Below are 17,319 nucleotides of genomic sequence, written 5' to 3'. Positions count from 1 at the left end.
GCGTGCCCTCATGCCACGTGACACGCAGGCACCGCTCCTGACCTCGCGCATCGAAGTGTCGGGGCCCGTGGAGGTCGCTGTGGTGGGTGCGGCCGACGACCCGCGTACGGCGGAGCTGCACCGCGCGGCGCTGCTGTCCGACGCGCCCGGACTGGTGGTGGCGCTCGGCCGGCCCGGCGGCGACGGCTACCCCGCCCTGCTGGAGGGGCGCGGCCCGGTCGGCGGGGCGCCGGCGGCGTACGTGTGCAGGGGCTTCACCTGCCGCATGCCGGTGACCACCGTCGAAGACCTCGAAGCCGAACTGGCCGGCTGAGCCGGGTCAAGCCGCGGGCTGGCGGTCGCGGCCGTCCGGGGGGCGGGTGTCCTGGAGGTCGTCCTGCTGGATGGACGGCTGGTCGGGCTCGTCCGTCTCCGGCGGCGCCGTCTCCTCGGGCGGCCCGCCCGAGCGGCCCAGGTCGTCGGGCAGCTCGTCCATCGACGGCTCGTCGGTGGGCGGCAGGACGGGGTCGGACTCGGGGTCGTCCCAGCCGGGGTCGGCCGGCGGCGCGGTGTAGTCGGGGCTGGGCAGGTCGCGGTCGCGGTCGGGCTCGGTGTAGCCGGACGACCAGCCGTACTCGGAAGGCTCGGGGAACTCCTCGACGGGCTTGCCCGCCATCGCCTCGGTCATGAACGCCCGCCAGATCTGCGCCGGCAGCTGCCCGCCGAACTGCGTGCCGTAGCCGGGGATGGTGACGGTGGCGTTGTCGTCGCGGAACATGTCGACCGCGACCGAGAGCTGCGGGGTGAAGCCGTTGAACCAGACCGACTTCGACTCGTCCGTGGTGCCCGTCTTGCCGGCGACGGGGCGGTCGTAGAGCCGGGCGGCGGTGCCGGTGCCGTATTTCACGACCTGCTGCATCGCGTACGTGGTGTCGGCGGCGGCCTGCTCGCCGACCACCTTGGTGGCGACCGGCTCGACGACCTGCTCGCGCCCCTCGGTGTCGGTCACCGACTTCACCACGTGGGCCTCCATGTGCACGCCCTTGTTGGCGAAGGTGGAGAAGCCCGAGGCGTTCTGGACGGCGCTGACGGACGCCACGCCGAGCGGGAAGGCGGCGGCGTGCTTGTGCTGGTCGAGCTGGGACGCGGGGATGCCGGCCGCCTCGGCGACCTCGGCCACCTTGTCGAGTCCGACCTTCTGGCCGAGGTCGACGAAGGCGGTGTTGACGGAGTTCTGGGTGGCGGAGACGAGGTTGATCTGCCCGTACGAGCGGTCGCCGTCGTTGGGAATGGCCTGCGCGGCCGAGGCGACCCGCAGCGGCGAGTTGCCGTCGACCCTGGTGGACAGGTCGAAGCCGTTGTCGAGCGCGGCGGCCAGCGTGTACGGCTTGAACGTCGACCCGGCCATGACCTTGGCCGAGAACGCGCTGTCGTAGTACTTCGACTGCGACGGCTTGCCGCCGTAGAAGGCCACGACCTCGCCCGTGGCGGGGTCGACGGCGGCGAGCCCGGTGCGCACCTTCTTCGGCGTGGCGTCGGGCAGCAACTCGTCGACGGCCCGCTTGGCGGCCTGCATGAGCTTCTTGTCGAAGGTCGTGACGATCTTGAGGCCGCCGCTGTTGATGTCCTCGTCGCTGTAGCCGCGCCGGTTGAGCTCGGCGGTGACCTGCTCCAGCATGTATTGGGCCTGGCCCTTGAGCTCGAACGGCTTCTTCGGCTCGACCAGCTCGGGGAAGCGCTCGGCGGCCGCCTGCTGCGGGGTCAGCGCGCCGGTCTGTCCCATCGCCTTGATCACCGACTGCCAGCGCGCCCTGGCCGCCGCGAGGTCGGAGCCCTTGGGGTCGGCGAAGCGGCTGGGCTGCTGGATCACCGCCGCCAGGTAGGCGCCCTCGGCCACACTGAGCTTCTCGACGTCCTTGCCGAAGTAGGCGCGGGCGGCCGACTGGACGCCGTTGGCGCCGCGGCCGAAGTAGATCGTGTTGAGGTATTGCTCCAGCACCCAGTCCTTCGACTTGGACTGGTCGACCTTCATCGCGATGAGGATCTCTTTGAACTTGCGGGTGACCGAGCGCTCCTGGCTGAGGCCGCTGTAGTAGTTGCGGACGAGCTGCTGGGTGATGGTGGAGCCGCCCTGGAGCTGGCGGCCGGTGAGCGTGGACCAGACGGCCCGCGCGGTGCCCTTGACCGACACGCCGGCGTCCTCGTAGAAGGAGCGGTTCTCGGCGGCGATGACGGCGTCGCGTACGTGCTTGGGCACCTGCGACAGATCGACCCGCCGGCGGTCGACGCCCTGCCGGGCGAGCACGCTCTTTCCGTCGCGGTAATAGATCACGGAACCCTGTGCGGTCGCCTGCTTCTGGGTCTCGTCCGGAATGGGAGTAAGTGCCCACGCAACGGCGAAAAGCCCGATCAGTACGAGGATTCCAGCACCGCTGGATATCAGAACTATTCGGAGAATCCGCCGCTTCCGCATTCCTTTTCCACCGCCACTACGCACCCTTCGGCCACCCCCCTCGTCGACCCTCTCCCAACCCCCGCAAGCTGGGCGAATGCCAAGGGTAAACGATCCACAACGGTGCCTCGTCCCTAGCGATACTACGACCGGCGGCCCTCGTGACGTGGAACATCGGCGACCAAAGGCAGCACTCGGTAGGGAACCGGAGTGTCCAGGGCGATGATCGAATTAGTCCGGAGTACGCCCCGTACATCGACGATCAAATCGATAACCCGCTGCAAATCGGCGTTCGTCCGCGCCACGACGCGGCAGAGGAGATCGCTGTCGCCGGTGATCGTGTGCACCTCCAGCACCTCGGGGATGGCCGCCAGCCGGTCGGCCACCGGGTCGTGCCCGGCCACCTGCCTGATCTCCATCGTCACGAACGCCGTCACGCCGTAGCCCAGCGCGGCGGGCGACACGTCGGGGCCGAAGCCGGTGATCACGCCGCGGTCCATGAGGCGGTCGAGCCTGGCCTGCACGGTGCCGCGCGCCACGCCGAGCCGGCGCGAGCACTCCAGCACGCCGAGCCGGGGCTCGGCGGCGAGCAGGGCGATGAGGCGGGCGTCGAGGTCATCGATCGTCATGCTGTACAGATTTACCGCCTGTGGCGTGCTGATACTAGGCAGATTGTGCACTCATACAAGTAACTCTTGCGCAACTCGTCCAAGGAAATCGAGAGTTGGTGGTATGAGTGATGTCTTTCCGGTCAACGGCATGGACGCCGTGGTGTTCGCCGTGGGCAACGCCAGGCAGGCGGCCCACTACTACTCGACCGCTTTCGGCATGCGGCTGGTCGCCTACCGGGGCCCGGAGAACGGTGACCGGGACACGGCCGCGTACGTGCTGACCTCGGGCGGTGCCACGTTCGAGTTCCGCGGGTCGCTGCGGCCCGGCACCGACCTGGCCCGGCACGTGGCCGCGCACGGCGACGGAGTCATCGACCTGGCCATCCAGGTGCCCGACGTGGAGGCCGCCTACGCGCACGCCGTGGCGCACGGGGCGCGGGGGCTGGTGGAGCCGTACACGCTGGAGGACGAGCACGGCAAGGTGCAGCTCGCGGCCATCGCGACGTACGGCGACACCCGGCACACCCTGGTCGACAGGTCCAACTACGGCGGCCCCCACCTGCCCGGGTACGCCGCCGCCGAGCCGCTGGTCGCCCCGCCCGCGACCAAGAGCGGCCGGCTCTTCCAGGCCGTGGACCACTGCGTCGGCAACGTCGAGCTGGGCAAGATGGACGAGTGGGTGGAGTTCTACCGCAAGGTGATGGGCTTCACGAACATGGCCGAGTTCATCGGCGACGACATCGCCACCGAGTACTCCGCGCTCATGTCCAAGGTCGTCGCCGACGGCAGCCGCAAGGTCAAGTTCCCGCTCAACGAGCCGGCCGTCAGCCGCAAGAAGTCGCAGATCGACGAGTACCTCGAGTTCTACGGCGGGCCGGGCGTGCAGCACATCGCGCTGGCCACGAACGACATCCTCACCACCGTCGACCACATGCGCGCCGCCGGAGTGCGCTTCCTCGACACCCCCGACTCCTACTACGACGACCCCGAGCTGCGCGAGCGCATCGGGCGGGTGCGGGTGCCGATCGAGGAGCTGAAGAAGCGCAAGATCCTCGTGGACCGCGACGAGGACGGCTACCTGCTGCAGATCTTCACCGAACCGGTGCAGGACAGGCCCACGGTCTTCTTCGAGCTCATCGAGCGGCACGGCTCGCTCGGCTTCGGCAAGGGCAACTTCAAGGCGCTGTTCGAGGCCATCGAGCGCGAACAGGAGCGCAGGGGCAACCTTTGAGGTAGCCGGTGGTTTGCCTCGGGAGCGCGGCGGTCATCCATCCCCGCATGGAACTGCCGCCTCCGGGGCTGGCGGGGCGCTGGCGGCGGTTGTTCGCCGGCGTGCTCGACTGGCTGATCGTCAACGTCATCACCACCCCCTTCACCTGGACGACCTGGACCTACGCCTGGGACGCGGGCGTGTGGGCGCGTTATCCCGTCGAGCACACCTTCTTCGCCGGCCTGGTCGCCTTTCTCTATTTCTGGCTGCTCCACGCCTTCTGGAATGGTCAGACTCTGGGCAAGAAACTGTTCGGCATCCGTGTCGTGGCGGAATACGGCGGCAGTATGGGCGTAGGGCAGGTCGCCGTCAGGCAGGCCGTGGAGAGCGTGCTCGTCTGGTTCTGCTGTCTGGGCGCGTTGCTCGATCTCGGCTGGATCCTCTTCGACCCGCGCAAGCAGGCCCTGCACGACAAAGCCGCCAGGACCGTCGTCGTCATCGCCTGACGCAGCGTAAACTTCTGGTCACGATACGAAGGGGGCTCGTATGCGTTTCACCAGAAGCGGGGTGGCGGCCTTGCTGGCGGCGCTCAGCACCTTGACCGCCTGCACGGCGAGCGACGAGCCGCCGCCGATCGGCAACTCCGTGGTCGGGGGCGAGCGGGCGGGGGCGGCCGGCATCGGCGACCCCGACTTCCCGAAAGACGGAAACGGCGGCTACGACGTCGCCCACTACGACCTCGACGTCACCTACACGCCCAAGGGCAAGCGCCTCGACGGGGTCGCCACCATCCGCGCCGCCGCCACCCAAGACCTGTCCAGCTTCAACCTCGACCTCACCGGCCTGCACGTGCGGGGGGTGACCGTCGACGACGCGGCGGCCACCTTCACCCGGCAGGGCTCCGAGCTGTCCGTGCGCCCGGCCAAGGCGATCGGCGCCTCGTCCTCCTTCACCGTCAAGGTCACCTACTCCGGCCGGCCGAGGCCCGCCAACGACAGCGCCAACCTCGGCACCTACGGCTTCATCCCCACCCCCGACGGCGCCTTCGTGGCCTCCGAGCCCAACGGCTCCAAGACCTGGTTCCCCAGCAACGACCACCCCGCCGACAAGGCCACCTTCGACTTCACCATCACCGTGCCCGCCGGGGTGACCGCGCTGGCCAACGGTGAGATGACCGCCAAGCCCGCCACCAAGGGCGGCCTGACCACCTACAGGTGGAGCGAGCGCCACCCCATGGCCACTTACCTCGCCACGGCCACGCTCGGCAAGTTCGACCTGCGCGAGGGCAAGACCGCCGCCGGCATACTCAACCTCGCCGCCACCGACCCCAGGTTCAAGCGCTCGCTCGACCGCCTCTACACCGCCTCAGGCGAGATCACCGACTACTGGACGACGGTCTTCGGCCCCTACCCGTTCTCCTCCACCGGCGGCGTCGTCGACGACTACTCCGCCGGCTACGCGCTGGAAAACCAGACCAAGCCCCTTTACGGCGGCTTCGAGCCCGACGAGTCGATCATCGCGCACGAGCTGGCCCACCAGTGGTTCGGCAACAGCCTGACCATCAAGCGGTGGAAGGACCTCTGGCTCAACGAGGGCTTCGCCACCTACGCCGAATGGCTGTGGTCCGAGCACAAGGGCACCAAGACCGCCGACGCCAGGTTCAACGAGCTCCACGCGCGGCCCGCGTCCGACCCCATGTGGTCCTACCCGCCCGGCCGCGCCAAGCCCGACGACCTGTTCAACCAGTCCGTCTACACGCGCGGCGGCATGACGCTCCACGCGCTGCGCAGGGCCATCGGCGACCCCACGTTCTTCACCCTGCTCAAGACCTGGACGGCCGAGCACCGCTACGGCAACGTCACCACCGAGCAGTTCATCGACCTGGCCGAGCGGCTGTCGGGCAAGGACCTCGGCCCCCTCTTCGACGCCTGGCTCTTCCAGCCCAGCCGTCCCGCCTGACCGCGCTCGGAAACGCTTCCCGCCGTCCGGTCCAAGTAGGGGTGTAAGGGCGAACGACGAAGGGAGCGAGGCCGGTGCGCCTCAACGAAGACCCCGGGGCCTTCGAGGCCTTCTATCGCCGCCACGTCGACGCCGTCCAGCGGTTCGTGGTCCGCCGGGTCAGCGACCCCCACCTGGCCGCGGACCTGACGGCGGACGTCTTCCTGGCGGTGCTCGACTCCGCGCACACCTACCGCGCCGGCCGGGGCAGCGAGGTCGCCTGGCTGTACGGCATCGCACGCAACGTGGTGTCGGCCCAGCACCGGCGGGCGGCTCGCGAGTCGCGGGCCACGGGCAGGGTCGCCGGGCGGCGGCTGATGGACGACGACGACCTGGCCAGGATGGAGGAGCGCATCGACGCCGAGCGGCAGATGCGCGGCGCTCTCGAAGCCATGGCGGTGCTGGCCGAGGGCGAGCGGGCGGTGCTTGAGCTGGTCGCGATCGACCAGCTCACCGTCACCGAGGCCGCCGCTGCGCTGGGCATCAGGCAGGTGACCGCGCGGGTCAGACTCCACCGGGCCAGACGTGCACTCTCCGGCGTCGCTTCGCCATCGGCCGTGTACGTGGAAGGACAGACGTGAGCACCTTCGAGGAGCGCCTTCTCAGTGCACTCAAGGACGAGATGAGGACGAGGATGGCGACAGAGACGACGCCGGAAGTGACGCCGGAAGTGACGCCGGGAGTGGTGCCGGGAGTGGTGCCGGGAGTGGTGCCGGGAGTGGTGCCGGGAGTGGTGCCGGGAGGGACGCCGCCCGCGGGGCGCCAGCGCCGGCTGGTGGGGCTGACCGCCGCGGTGGCGGGGGTCGCGGCCGCCGCCACGGCGGTGGTGGTGGTGCTGGCCGGGGTGGGATCGGAGCCCGCGTACGCGGTCAGCAAGAGCTCCGACGGCGGGGTCAGCGTACGCATCCACGCGTTCACCGACCCCGGCGGCCTCGAACGCGAGCTGGCCGCGGCCGGCGTCCCTGCGGCGGTGGACTACCTGCCCGAGGGCCAGACCTGCAAGGCGCCGCGCGGCCGTCACGCGGACGCGGGAGGGGCCTTCACGACGAGCGTCCGCAAGGACGGCGACGGCATCGCCTTCACCATAGGGAAGGGCCAGGTCCCCCAGGGGTCCACGCTGGTCCTGACCGTCTCGAAGAGCGCCCGGGGCGACGCGGCGCCTCCTTCCGCCACCTCCCTGGAGGTCGTCGAGGGCCAGGTGGCCCCGTGCGAGCCCACCTCCCTCCCCCTGCCGCCTCCCGGCCAGGGCAGATCCGGCGGGCAGCAGGACGAGGGCCCGTCGACGAACACCCGCACCGAGCCCGACGACGGCCCCACCCTCACCACCACCCACCCCTGACCGGATCCGGCCCGGTGCCCCCTCCCCAAGCAGCGAGGCGGCACCGGGCCTTCACGCTGCTGTGGACTGGGCTCCCCGGCCTCAGCAGGCAAGGAGCGCGTCGCTTTCCGGGCCTCGTGGGTCGGGGGTCAGGTGGGCCAGTAGCGGTCGGCGGCCAGGTGGAGGGCGGCGGCGCCGACGAGGCCCGCGTCCTGGCCCAGCGCGGCGGGCAGCACCTCGACGTGCCGGGCGAACCCCATCCTGGCGTGCTCGCGCAGCGCCTCCTCCAGTGGGCCGAACAGCGGCTCCCCCGCCTGCGCCAGCCCGCCACCGACGGTGACCAGGCCGAGGTCGCACAGGTGCGTGGCAGAGGCGATCGCCACGCCGAGCGCCCGCCCGGCCCGCCGCATCGCCCGTACGGCCACCGGATCCCCGGCCAGCGCGTCCGCCGCCAGCTCCCGCGCCGTCACCTCCCGATCCTCCCGGTACGGGACCCCTTCCCCGTCGAATGCGCTCCCGGTCATCACGCGGCCCCCGGCGGCATCGGGGTGCAGCACGCCCTCGCCGTCCCGTTCAGCTGTCCGCACGTGCGTCCCGTCAGGCCGCCCGGACTCGCCACCTGCGACGCCGCCGAATCTCACGGCGGCGTCCGGCTGTTGGGGGGTGTCTGGGGACACGTCGAAGACCCGGCGGGCGGTGACCGGCGCGGGGACGGGAGTCGTGGGTCTTCGGGGGTTCGGGTGCCAGCCGTTCGCCAGGGCCCAGGCGGTCAGGGCGGGTCCGCGGGCCACTGCTTCGAGGCAGCCGTGGCCGCCGCACGTGCAGCGGGGGCCGTCGTGGGGCTCGACCACGACGTGGCCGATGTGCCCGGCGTTGCCGGTGCGCCCGTGGGCCAGGCGGCCGCCCAGGATCAGGCCGCCGCCCACGCCGGTGGAGACGACCATCCCGAGCATGTCGGTGCTGCCGCGCCCGGCGCCCAGCCAGTGCTCGGCGACGGCCAGGCAGACGGCGTCGTTGTGCAGGCGTACCGGTAAGGAGGGGAACCGCTCCGCGAGGCGGGCGCGCAGCGGGAAGCGCCGCCAGCCGGGGATGTTAAGCGGCGAGACCTCGCCGTCCGGCCAGCTCATCGGGCCACCGCACCCCGCACCCACCGCCTCCGCGTGACCCGCGAGGGGCTCGACCAGAGCGATGAGCGTACGCCAGAGAGTCTCGGCGTCCGCGCCCTGCGGCGTCGCGACCCGCCGCCGTCCGGTCACCGTCCCGTCGCGGGAGACCAGGCCGGCGGCCAGTTTGGTGCCGCCGACGTCGATGGCGAGGATCACGAAGGCCCGGCCCGCAGGACAGGCACGGCCGCCTCTGAGCCCCGGTCCGCTGGCAGCGTCACGGGGTGCTCGAAGGGCTGCTGAACACCAGGACGGAGGCGGTGAAGCCGTGGACGTGGTTGTGGCCGGCGACCGGGCCGACCTCGCCGGCGGCGAAGAAGCCCGCCACGCCGATCGGGCCCAGCGTGTCGCGCAGCGCTACCGGGTCGTGGTCGGCGGTGCCGAACATGGCGGAGCCGCGGCCGTTGCAGGAGAACAGCAGCGCCCCGTCCACCTTGCCGATCTCCTCGCGGTGCGCGTCGAGCAGGTCGTAGAGATCCTCGTCGGCGGTGGCGGCGTCGCGGACCTGGAAGCGTACGGTCCTGCCGACCTCGACGACGTCCCCGATGGCGACGGCCTCCCTGTCGGGGTCGATGCCGATGACGCCCCGGATGAGGAAGTCGCCGCGTTCGTGGCGTTCGGCGTACTCGTCCATGGCCAGGCCGATCTGCAGCCCTGAGGCGACCAGCTCGCGGTCGTCCTCGTCGAGGTCGCTGACGATGTCCTCAAGGCGGGCGAGCGCGGGCTGCCCGGCCAGTTCCAGGAGCAGGTTGTCCTCGGCGGCGGTGACGACCATGCTGGGGCCGATCGGCCGGCAGCCCTGGCTCACCACCGTGCTGACCTTGACCGGCCCGCTGAGCAGCACGCCGATGGCGCCCTCGGTGTAGATCTCGCCGTCGGCGAAGAGGCGTACGGACCCGCGTCCCTGCAGCCCGTTGGCCAGCCCGCCGATGAGCGGCAGCTCGCCGAGCACGTCGACCGAGCGTTCCACGAAGGCGTCGGTCGGGAAGGTGTACGGGTCGGCCAGCAGGATCGCCACGTGGTCGTCCCCATTGCGCTCGGGCAGCCCCACGACCACGAACCGATCCTCGGCCGCCAGCGTCTCCAGCGCGAACGTGGTGAGCCGGGCGCCCTCCAGTGTCGCCGCCCACGCGCTCACGGCGGGCGTCAGCTCCACCCCCTGACCGTCACCGATCACTCCGGTGGCGCTGCATCCGATCACGTGCGCTTCGGGCGCGAGTTTCATCGCGGCCTCGCCGGCCCTGGCGACGTCGTCGGGGTCGTCGCCGCAAATGAAGAAGCAGACCAGATCTGCTTGGCCGCTGAGCCTCGACAGTGCCTGGCCGACGGCGTTCTCCGCGGCCTCCACCAGGTCGGAACCCACGGCGAGGCCGTCGGCGAAGCGGCTTGTCATCAAGGCCACGGATCTCGCCTCCCTCGACATGTCCAAGTTCCCTAGGCCCGATTCTCCCCACTAAAGGGACAAGCACGCGCACGAACCGTCACCTAATAGTCAAGATCCGAAATCTCCGCCAGGTGCGAAAGTCTCTGCCACATTCCTCGCGGGGGACGTAGTCTCGTTCCCGTGCATCAGCCACGTATTCTCCGCGAGTTGCGAGAGAGCGGCCACGTTCATCGCAGCGTCAAAGCCGAGGTCCGGGAAAACCTGCTGGCCAAGCTGCGGGCGGGTGAGCCCCGCTTCCCCGGCATCGTGGGCTTCGACGACACCGTCCTGCCCCACCTGGAGCGGGCGCTGCTCGCCGGGCACGACCTGGTTCTGCTGGGCGAGCGCGGTCAGGGCAAGACCCGGCTCATCCGCACGGTCACGGGCCTGCTCGACGAGTGGACGCCGGTGATCGAGGGCTGCGAGATCAACGACCACCCGTACGCGCCGGCCTGCACCCGCTGCCAGGCTCTGGCGCGGGAGCTGGGCGACGAGCTGCCGGTGGCGTGGAAGCACCGCGACGAGCGCTACGGCGAGAAGCTCGCCACTCCCGACACCTCCGTGGGCGACCTGATCGGCGACGTCGACCCGATCAAGATCGCCGAAGGGCGCCGGCTCGGCGACCCCGAGACGGTCCACTACGGCCTGGTGCCGCGCACCAACCGTGGCGTCTTCTCCGTCAACGAGCTGCCCGACCTGGCCGAGCGCATCCAGGTCTCGCTGCTCAACGTGCTGGAGGAGCGCGACGTCCAGGTGCGCGGCTACAACCTGCGCCTGCCGCTCGACCTGCTGCTCATCGCCAGCGCCAACCCCGAGGACTACACCAACAGGGGCCGGATCATCACGCCGTTGAAAGACCGGTTCGGCGCCGAGATCCGCACCCACTACCCGCTGACCGTCGAGGACGAGCTGACGCTCATCCGCCAGGAGTCCATGCCCGACATCGGGGCCGACGTCCCCGAGCACCTGATCGAGGTGATCGCCCGCTTCACCCGGCTCGTCCGCGAGTCGACCGCGGTCGACGCCCGTTCCGGCGTGTCGGCCAGGTTCTCGATCGCCGCGGCCGAGACCGCGGCCGCCTCGGCGGTGCGCCGTGCCGCCATCATGGGCGAGGACCAGCCGGTCACCCGCGTGGTCGACCTCGGCTGCGTGGTCCACAGCCTGCGCGGCAAGGTGGAGTTCGAGGTCAGCGAGGAGGGCAGGGAGACCGAGATCCTGGCCCATCTGCTGCGCCGGGCGACGGCCGAGACGTTCAGGAGCCGGCTGGGCGGCATGGACCTGTCCCCGGTGACCGACAAGTTCGCCGAGGGCAACCAGGTGGAGTCGGGCGAGCTGGTCTCCGCCGGTGACCTGCTCACCCGCATCGGGCCGGTCGCCGGTCTCGCCAAGGTCATGTCGCGGCTCGGCATGGGCGCGGGCGAGGAGTCGCCCGGGCACGCGGCGGCGGCGCTGGAGTTCGCCCTTGAGGGTCTTTACCTGATGCGGCGGCTGTCCAAGGAAGATCTTGACGGCGTGACCGTTTATCGCACGTGAACATGTCGGCGGTCTCCCGCGTCAAAGGGGGTGAGTTCATCACTTAGCCGGGGGAGACCGTCATGCGCCTGCTTGCCTGCGCCACCGCCGCCGCTCTCGTCCTGGGCGGGTTCGCGGCACCCGCCGAGGCCGCCACGTCCGCGTACGGGTACGCGTGGGCCGACGGCCAGGGCCGCCTGCGGCTCGTGCCCAAGAAGGCGGCCCGCGTCAAGGGCACCACGTTCCACCGGCTGGCGAGCGCCGCCGGCGCCAAGGAGCTGCGGCTCGGCTACGCCAAGGCCGCGTACGGGCGGGTCACGACGGCCTGCGACCTGAAGGAGACCGAAGGCAGGGTCGCGCTCGACGGCAACGGCCTGGGCCGCACCCGCTGCGCGCCCGCCGACCTGACCGCCGCACTGGCCCGCGGGCCCGTGCCGGTGCGGGTCGAGTACCGCAGCGGCGCGGCGGTCCGGGTCAACGAGATCCTGCTCAACGAGTGGCCCGAGCCGCGGACGGCCACGGGGACGATCAAGCGGGTGAACGACACGACCGTGTTGTTCGCGAGCGGCGGAAAGACGGTCAAGCTGGGTTACACGTACGCGACCACGTTCTCCCGCACCACGGCCCGCTGCGGCGACGGCTGGCTCACCGGCCGCCCGGTCAACGCGGACAAGAACGGCCTGGGCAAGAAAGCGTGCAGGTGGACGGACCTGACGAAGGCCCTCAAGACCGTCAAGTACCCCGTCCTGGCGAAGATCGACTACACGCCCGGCTCCGGCGCGCTCCACCAGGTGTGGGAGGTCTTCGGCGACGCCTGAGCTCTCGGCGTAACACCACGGGGCTTGTTTCGGGGTTAGCGTGGTTTCGTGATGGCCTTCCGCTATGGCGAGTACCACGACGGCCCCGATCCCCTGGCGCCTCCCTATGACGTACGCGCCGCGCTCGACGAGATGGGCGACGCCATCCTGTCGGGTTCGACCCCGGTCCACGCCCTGCGCGACCTGCTCAAGCGCGGCCTGCCGGGCACCCAGGAGCGGCGCGGGCTCGACGACATGCTCAGGGAGGTCCGCAAGCGCCGCCGTGACCTGCGCGAGCGCGGGCGGCTCGACGGCACGCTGGAGCGGGCGAGGGCGCTGCTGGACAAGGCGATCGGGCAGGAGCGCGCCGAGCTGTTCCCCGACCCGTCCGACGACGCGCGGCTGCGGGAGGCGGGCCTCGACGCGCTGCCCGAGGACACCGCGAGCGCGATCCAGGAGCTGAGCTCTTACGACTGGCGCTCCCAGGCGGCCAGGCAGACCTTCGAGGAGCTGCGCGACCTGCTGCGCAGGGAGGTGCTCGACAGCCAGTTCAGAGGGCTGCGCGACGCGCTGGCCAACCCCGACCCCGAGGCGATGCAGCGCGTCCGCGAGATGATGGCGGACCTCAACGGGATGCTCGACAAGGACGCCCGCGGCGAGCACACCCAAGCCGATTTCGAGCAATTTATGGCGAAATATGGCGACCTGTTCCCGGAGAAGCCCCGCAACCTCGACGAGCTGGTCGACATCCTCGCCCGCCGCGCCGCCGCCACCCAGCGCATGCTGGCCTCGATGACGCCGCGCCAGCGCGAAGAGCTGGGCAACCTGATGAACCAGACCCTTGAGCAGGCGGGCCTGGCCGACGAGATGCGCCGGCTCGGCGAGGCCCTCTACTCCCGCCGCCCCGACCTCGCCTGGAACGCCCCCGAGCGCCTCACCGGCGAAGAGCCGCTCGCCATGGGCGACGCCGTCACCGCCCTTGAGGAACTGGCCGACCTCACCCAGCTCGAGACCGCCCTGCGCCAGGACTACCCGGGCGCGCGGCTCGACGACATCGACGAGGCCGCCGTGCGCCGCGCGCTCGGCCGCTCCGCCGTCGACGACCTCGAAGCGCTCAAGCGCATCGAACGCGAGCTTGAGGAGCAGGGCTACCTCCTGCGCCGGCGCGGCAAGCTGGAGCTGACCCCCAAGGCCGTGCGCCGGCTCGGCGAGACCGCGCTGCGCCGGGTCTTCTCCTCGCTCGACGCAGGGCGCCGAGGTGACCACGACCAGCACGACGCCGGCTCGGCCGGGGAGCTGACCGGGTCGTCGCGGCCGTGGCGGTTCGGCGACGAGCAGCCCATCGACGTCGTACGCACGCTGGTCAACGGCGTGCGCAGCGGCGGTGTCACGCTCGGCGACCGGGTCGGGGTGCGGCTGTCCGTCGACGACTTCGAGGTGGCCGAGACCGAGCGGCGCAGCGCGGCGGCCGTCTGCCTGCTGGTCGACCTGTCCTACTCCATGGCGTTGCGCGGCACGTGGGCCGCCGCCAAGCAGACCGCGCTGGCCCTGCAGGCGCTGGTGGCCTCGAAGTTCCCGCAGGACGCCGTACAGATCATCGGCTTCTCCAACTACGCCAGGGTGCTGCAGCCCGACGAGCTGGCCGGGCTCGACTGGGACATGGTCCAGGGCACCAACCTGCACCACGCGCTGCTCATCGCCGGGCGCCACCTCGACCGCCACCCCGACTTCGAGCCGGTGGTGCTGGTCGTCACCGACGGCGAGCCGACCGCCCACCTCATGCGCAACGGGCGCTCGGCGTTCGAGTGGCCGCCGTCGCACGAGACGCTGGAGCTCACGCTGTCCGAGGTGGACAAGATGACCCGGCGGCGGGCCACGATCAACGTCTTCATGCTGGCGGCCGACGACCGGCTGAAGGAGTTCGTGGACGAGGTGGCGCGGCGCAACGGCGGGCGGGTCTTCTCGCCGAGCGCCGACCGGCTGGGCGAATACGTGGTGAGCGACTTCCTGCGGTTGCGCCGCACGCGCTGACGGCCGCGAGATTGTCGGTGCCGCCTGCGAGGCTGCCCGGCATGGACGTACGGCTGAGAGACGTGACGGAGGCCGATCTGGAGGTGTTCCTGGCGCAGGAGCACGATCCCGAGGCGGCGCGGCGGTCGAGGTTCGCGCCACGCGAGCGTGAGGCGTTCCTGCGCCACTGGAAGGCCGACATCCTCGGCGACCCGACCGTCTACGTGCGGGCCGTGCTGGCCGACGGGGAACTGGCGGGCAACCTGGTGGCGTGGTGGGAGGAGGAGCGGCGCTACATCGGCTACTGGTTCGGGCGTGCCTTCTGGGGGCGCGGCATCGGCAGCCGCGCGATGGCCCTCTTCCTCGCCGAGGAGCCCAACCGCCCGCTGTACGCCGACCCCCACGAGGGCAACACCGCCTCCGTCCGCCTGCTGGAGAAACACGGCTTCCAGCGCGAGGGCATCGTCCACCACGGCAACGACCACCACATCATGCTGGCCCTCCACGCCCCCAAGCCCTAGCCACCACCACAGGCAGGGCACGCGCGAAGGCGTGCCCGGGCTGGTCTTCGTCGGGTGTTGCTCAGCGCTGCACTTCCAGGACCAGTTCGCCGGTGGTGGCCAGGTCGGCGTCGGTGACCGACTGGCACTCACAAAAAACACCATAAGCGACAAGACCGCTACGGACCGGCCTCCCGGGCGGCTGCGAGGAGGCGGGCGGACAGGGCTTGGCAGCGGGCGGCCAGCTCGGGTGGGTCGAGGACGTCGAAGTCGTGTCCGAGCAGCACCACGTGCATGAGCACGAAGTCGAGGTCGTCGGCGCCGGCGACCACCTCGCAGCCGTCGCTCCCCCGGTCGTGCACGACGCCCGCCGCCGCCGGCACCTGCGCCCGCACCACCTCGAACGGCGCGTGCACGAGGAAGCGCGCCTGGTGCCGGTAGACGCGGGTGGTGACGTTCTCCTGCACGTACGCCGCCGCGTCCGGCGCCTCCCGTAGCCGGAACCGCCGGGTCCGCGCGGCCACCTCGCTCATCCGATCGACCCGGAAGTTACGCCAGTCGCCGCGGTCGAGGTCGAAGGCGAGCAGGTACCAGCGCCGGGAGGAGGCGACCAGCCGGTACGGCTCCACCGTCCGCGTCCGCTGCCCCTCCCGCGACGGGTAGGCGAAGGCGACCTCCACCTCGTCCCGGCATGCCCTGGCCAGCGTCATCAGCACCTTCGGGTCGATCGGCTCCCGGCCGCCACCGGCGAAGGACTCCACCGAGCCGGCCAGCGCCCGCACCTCGTGCCGCAGCCGCGTGGGCAGCACCCGGTCGAGCTTCGTGAGCGCCCGCAGCGCGGCGTCACCCGCGCTGGCGACCGCGCCACCGGCCCCGACCAGCAGGGAGACGGCGGTGGCGATCGCCTCCTCGTCGTCGAGGAGCAGCGGCGGCAGGTCCTGCCCCGGGCCGAGCTGGTAGCCGCCGCCGACCCCCTGGCTGGCGTGCACCGGGTAGCCGAGCGTGCGCAGGCGTTCGACGTCGCGCCGCACGGTACGTGAGGTCACCCCGAGCCGGGCGGCCAGCTCGGGCCCGGTCCAGATCTGGCGCTGCTGGAGCAGCCCGAGCAGGGTGAGCACCCGCTCCGTCGTTCCGCGTTCGTCCTCGCTTGCCAGGGTCATTCTTTCAGCCTGCCAGAGATTGCGGACCGATCCTGTCCGCTAGGGGTGTCATCGTGGAGCCATGAGCACAACCGCGTTCGACTGGAACAGGACGCTGCGCGAGCAGTTCACCTGGCACTGGACCAACCAGCTGCGGCCCCGCTTGGAGGGGCTCACCGACGACGAGTACTTCTGGTCGCCGGTGCCCGACCCCTGGAACGTGTGGCCGCGCGGCCGGTCCACGGCGCCCATCCAGGGCGGGGCGGGAGACTTCATCATCGACTTCGCCTACCCGACACCGGTCCCAGCGCCGTTCACCACCATCGCCTGGCGGCTCGGGCACGTCATCGTCGGCGTGCTGGCCGCTCGCACCGCGTCCCACTTCGGGGGGCCGCCGGCGTCGTACGAGACCTGGGAGTACGCCGGCACCGCGGCACAGGCGCTCGGCCAGCTGGACAGGGAGGTCGAGGCGTGGCTGGCCGGCGTCCAGGGGCTGGGCGAGGACGAGCTGCGCGTCCCGGTCGGCGACAAGGAGCCGTACCCCGAATCCCCCATGGCGGATCTGGTGCTCCACATCCACCGCGAGCTGATCCACCACCTGTCCGAGGTCTGCCTGCTGCGCGACCTCTACCTGCACACCCATCTTGCGAACGACGCACGAACCACGGAAGGCGCCCAGCGATGAGCCGGAACGTTCAGGTCACCTTCGACGCTCACGACCCGAGGGCGCTGTCCGTCTTCTGGCGCGACGTGCTCGGGTACGTCCACCCCGCCCCTCCCGGGGTCGAGCTGCCCGCAGGCGCCGACCCGCTGGCCGCGTGGGACGACTTCCTGGAGCGCATCGGCGTGCCGGAGGAGCGGCGCAACAGCAGCTCGGCCATCGAGGACCCCGACGGCGCCGGGCCCCGGGTGTTCTTCCAGCAGGTGCCCGAGGACAAGGTCGCGAAGAACCGCGTGCACCTCGACGTGCGTGCGGCTCCCGGTCTGGCGGGCGACGAGCGCATGGCGGCGCTGGAGGCGGAGTGCGAGCGGCTGCTCAAGCTGGGCGCCACCCGGGTCCAGAGATACGAGCCGCAGCCGCCGATGAGCGGCGGCCACATCGTGATGCTCGACCCGGAAGGCAACGAGTTCTGCCTGGACTGACGGCACCCCGGGCGAGAAACCGGGACGGCTGCTCGCGGATCAGGCGCTCGCGGAGGCGCGAGGG

General features: G+C 71.1%; 16 protein-coding genes and 1 pseudogene. 12 read left to right on the top strand and 5 right to left on the bottom strand.

All coding sequences use genetic code 11. The features are described from left to right. Positions 1-313: pseudogene (locus ABZW11_RS15040) on the top strand (N-acylglucosamine 2-epimerase); the annotation flags it as partial. 6 nt (positions 314-319) lie between these two features. Here ABZW11_RS15040 and ABZW11_RS15035 read toward each other — a convergent pair. Both ABZW11_RS15035 and ABZW11_RS15030 read right to left on the bottom strand, forming a co-directional pair. Next, positions 320-2,311 carry a transglycosylase domain-containing protein gene (locus tag ABZW11_RS15035; RefSeq protein WP_355416672.1) on the bottom strand — a complete coding sequence of 664 codons (1,992 nt, stop codon included), beginning with the start codon at positions 2,309-2,311 and terminating at the stop codon, positions 320-322. A 263-nt stretch (positions 2,312-2,574) separates the two neighbouring features. Further along, positions 2,575-3,060 carry an Lrp/AsnC family transcriptional regulator gene (locus ABZW11_RS15030; RefSeq protein ID WP_355416669.1) on the bottom strand — a complete coding sequence of 162 codons (486 nt, stop codon included), beginning with the start codon at positions 3,058-3,060 and terminating at the stop codon, positions 2,575-2,577. A 103-nt stretch (positions 3,061-3,163) separates the two neighbouring features. On the opposite strand from ABZW11_RS15030, the gene hppD reads away from it, so the two are divergent. From hppD to ABZW11_RS15005, 5 genes are all read left to right on the top strand, one after another. Continuing rightward, positions 3,164-4,273, top strand: coding sequence for a 4-hydroxyphenylpyruvate dioxygenase (gene hppD / locus ABZW11_RS15025; RefSeq protein WP_355416666.1), 1,110 nt, complete (start codon positions 3,164-3,166; stop codon positions 4,271-4,273). A 47-nt stretch (positions 4,274-4,320) separates the two neighbouring features. Next, a complete protein-coding gene (locus ABZW11_RS15020; RefSeq protein WP_355416663.1) occupies positions 4,321-4,758 on the top strand; it encodes an RDD family protein in 438 nt (145 codons plus the stop codon). A 40-nt stretch (positions 4,759-4,798) separates the two neighbouring features. After that, positions 4,799-6,211 (top strand): M1 family metallopeptidase, encoded by a 1,413-nt coding sequence (locus ABZW11_RS15015; protein WP_355416660.1) that lies wholly within the window; start codon positions 4,799-4,801, stop codon positions 6,209-6,211. A gap of 74 nt (positions 6,212-6,285) precedes the next feature. Next, positions 6,286-6,831, top strand: coding sequence for an RNA polymerase sigma factor (locus tag ABZW11_RS15010; RefSeq protein ID WP_355416657.1), 546 nt, complete (start codon positions 6,286-6,288; stop codon positions 6,829-6,831). A gap of 53 nt (positions 6,832-6,884) precedes the next feature. After that, positions 6,885-7,589, top strand: a complete 705-nt coding sequence (locus ABZW11_RS15005) for a hypothetical protein (RefSeq protein ID WP_355416654.1) — start codon at positions 6,885-6,887, stop codon at positions 7,587-7,589. A gap of 128 nt (positions 7,590-7,717) precedes the next feature. On the opposite strand, the gene ABZW11_RS15000 is transcribed toward ABZW11_RS15005, so the two are convergent. Together ABZW11_RS15000 and ABZW11_RS14995 are read right to left on the bottom strand one after the other, a co-directional pair. Then, the gene (locus ABZW11_RS15000; RefSeq protein ID WP_355416651.1) at positions 7,718-8,890 is read right to left on the bottom strand and encodes an ROK family protein; all 1,173 of its coding nucleotides are present in this window, start codon (positions 8,888-8,890) and stop codon (positions 7,718-7,720) included. Between the two features lie 58 nt (positions 8,891-8,948). After that, on the bottom strand, positions 8,949-10,124 hold the full coding sequence (locus ABZW11_RS14995; RefSeq protein ID WP_355416693.1) for an FIST N-terminal domain-containing protein: 1,176 nt from the start codon (positions 10,122-10,124) through the stop codon (positions 8,949-8,951). A gap of 171 nt (positions 10,125-10,295) precedes the next feature. On the opposite strand from ABZW11_RS14995, the gene ABZW11_RS14990 reads away from it, so the two are divergent. The 4 genes from ABZW11_RS14990 to ABZW11_RS14975 all read left to right on the top strand — a co-directional run bounded on the left by ABZW11_RS14990 (position 10,296) and on the right by ABZW11_RS14975 (position 14,994). Next, positions 10,296-11,687 carry a sigma 54-interacting transcriptional regulator gene (locus ABZW11_RS14990; RefSeq protein WP_355416648.1) on the top strand — a complete coding sequence of 464 codons (1,392 nt, stop codon included), beginning with the start codon at positions 10,296-10,298 and terminating at the stop codon, positions 11,685-11,687. 62 nt (positions 11,688-11,749) lie between these two features. Further along, a complete protein-coding gene (locus tag ABZW11_RS14985) occupies positions 11,750-12,484 on the top strand; it encodes a hypothetical protein (RefSeq protein ID WP_355416645.1) in 735 nt (244 codons plus the stop codon). A 51-nt stretch (positions 12,485-12,535) separates the two neighbouring features. After that, positions 12,536-14,494 (top strand): hypothetical protein, encoded by a 1,959-nt coding sequence (locus tag ABZW11_RS14980; RefSeq protein WP_355416642.1) that lies wholly within the window; start codon positions 12,536-12,538, stop codon positions 14,492-14,494. A gap of 41 nt (positions 14,495-14,535) precedes the next feature. Next, positions 14,536-14,994 carry a GNAT family N-acetyltransferase gene (locus tag ABZW11_RS14975; RefSeq protein ID WP_355416639.1) on the top strand — a complete coding sequence of 153 codons (459 nt, stop codon included), beginning with the start codon at positions 14,536-14,538 and terminating at the stop codon, positions 14,992-14,994. A 158-nt stretch (positions 14,995-15,152) separates the two neighbouring features. Here the strand turns inward: ABZW11_RS14975 and ABZW11_RS14970 are convergent, their stop codons facing one another. After that, positions 15,153-16,133, bottom strand: a complete 981-nt coding sequence (locus tag ABZW11_RS14970) for a YafY family protein (RefSeq protein ID WP_355416636.1) — start codon at positions 16,131-16,133, stop codon at positions 15,153-15,155. Between the two features lie 61 nt (positions 16,134-16,194). On the opposite strand from ABZW11_RS14970, the gene ABZW11_RS14965 reads away from it, so the two are divergent. Next, on the top strand, positions 16,195-16,797 hold the full coding sequence (locus ABZW11_RS14965) for a DinB family protein (protein ID WP_355416633.1): 603 nt from the start codon (positions 16,195-16,197) through the stop codon (positions 16,795-16,797). Beyond that, positions 16,794-17,255, top strand: coding sequence for a VOC family protein (locus ABZW11_RS14960; RefSeq protein ID WP_355416630.1), 462 nt, complete (start codon positions 16,794-16,796; stop codon positions 17,253-17,255). The genes ABZW11_RS14965 and ABZW11_RS14960 overlap by 4 nt, the downstream gene beginning before the upstream one ends. The last annotated feature ends 64 nt before the right edge of the window (positions 17,256-17,319 follow it).

Source organism: Nonomuraea sp. NPDC004580 (assembly GCF_040609855.1).
In the GTDB taxonomy this organism is placed as follows: Bacteria; Actinomycetota; Actinomycetes; order Streptosporangiales; family Streptosporangiaceae; genus Nonomuraea; species Nonomuraea salmonea.
The sequence above is the reverse complement of the archived record's forward strand: the minus strand, read 5'-3'. Positions and strand labels throughout refer to the sequence as shown.

Bases quoted from the DNA above. Each gene is read 5' to 3' on its own strand.
- ABZW11_RS14985 (WP_355416645.1), top strand. From the start codon at position 11,750: ATGCGCCTGCTTGCCTGCGCCACCGCCGCCGCTCTCGTCCTGGGCGGG.
- ABZW11_RS14995 (WP_355416693.1), bottom strand. From the start codon at position 10,124: ATGACAAGCCGCTTCGCCGACGGCCTCGCCGTGGGTTCCGACCTGGTG.
- ABZW11_RS14965 (WP_355416633.1), top strand. From the start codon at position 16,195: ATGAGCACAACCGCGTTCGACTGGAACAGGACGCTGCGCGAGCAGTTC.
- ABZW11_RS15005 (WP_355416654.1), top strand. From the start codon at position 6,885: ATGGCGACAGAGACGACGCCGGAAGTGACGCCGGAAGTGACGCCGGGA.
- hppD (WP_355416666.1), top strand. From the start codon at position 3,164: ATGAGTGATGTCTTTCCGGTCAACGGCATGGACGCCGTGGTGTTCGCC.
- ABZW11_RS15015 (WP_355416660.1), top strand. From the start codon at position 4,799: ATGCGTTTCACCAGAAGCGGGGTGGCGGCCTTGCTGGCGGCGCTCAGC.
- ABZW11_RS14975 (WP_355416639.1), top strand. From the start codon at position 14,536: ATGGACGTACGGCTGAGAGACGTGACGGAGGCCGATCTGGAGGTGTTC.
- ABZW11_RS14960 (WP_355416630.1), top strand. From the start codon at position 16,794: ATGAGCCGGAACGTTCAGGTCACCTTCGACGCTCACGACCCGAGGGCG.
- ABZW11_RS14970 (WP_355416636.1), bottom strand. From the start codon at position 16,133: ATGACCCTGGCAAGCGAGGACGAACGCGGAACGACGGAGCGGGTGCTC.
- ABZW11_RS15030 (WP_355416669.1), bottom strand. From the start codon at position 3,060: ATGACGATCGATGACCTCGACGCCCGCCTCATCGCCCTGCTCGCCGCC.
- ABZW11_RS14980 (WP_355416642.1), top strand. From the start codon at position 12,536: ATGGCCTTCCGCTATGGCGAGTACCACGACGGCCCCGATCCCCTGGCG.
- ABZW11_RS15020 (WP_355416663.1), top strand. From the start codon at position 4,321: ATGGAACTGCCGCCTCCGGGGCTGGCGGGGCGCTGGCGGCGGTTGTTC.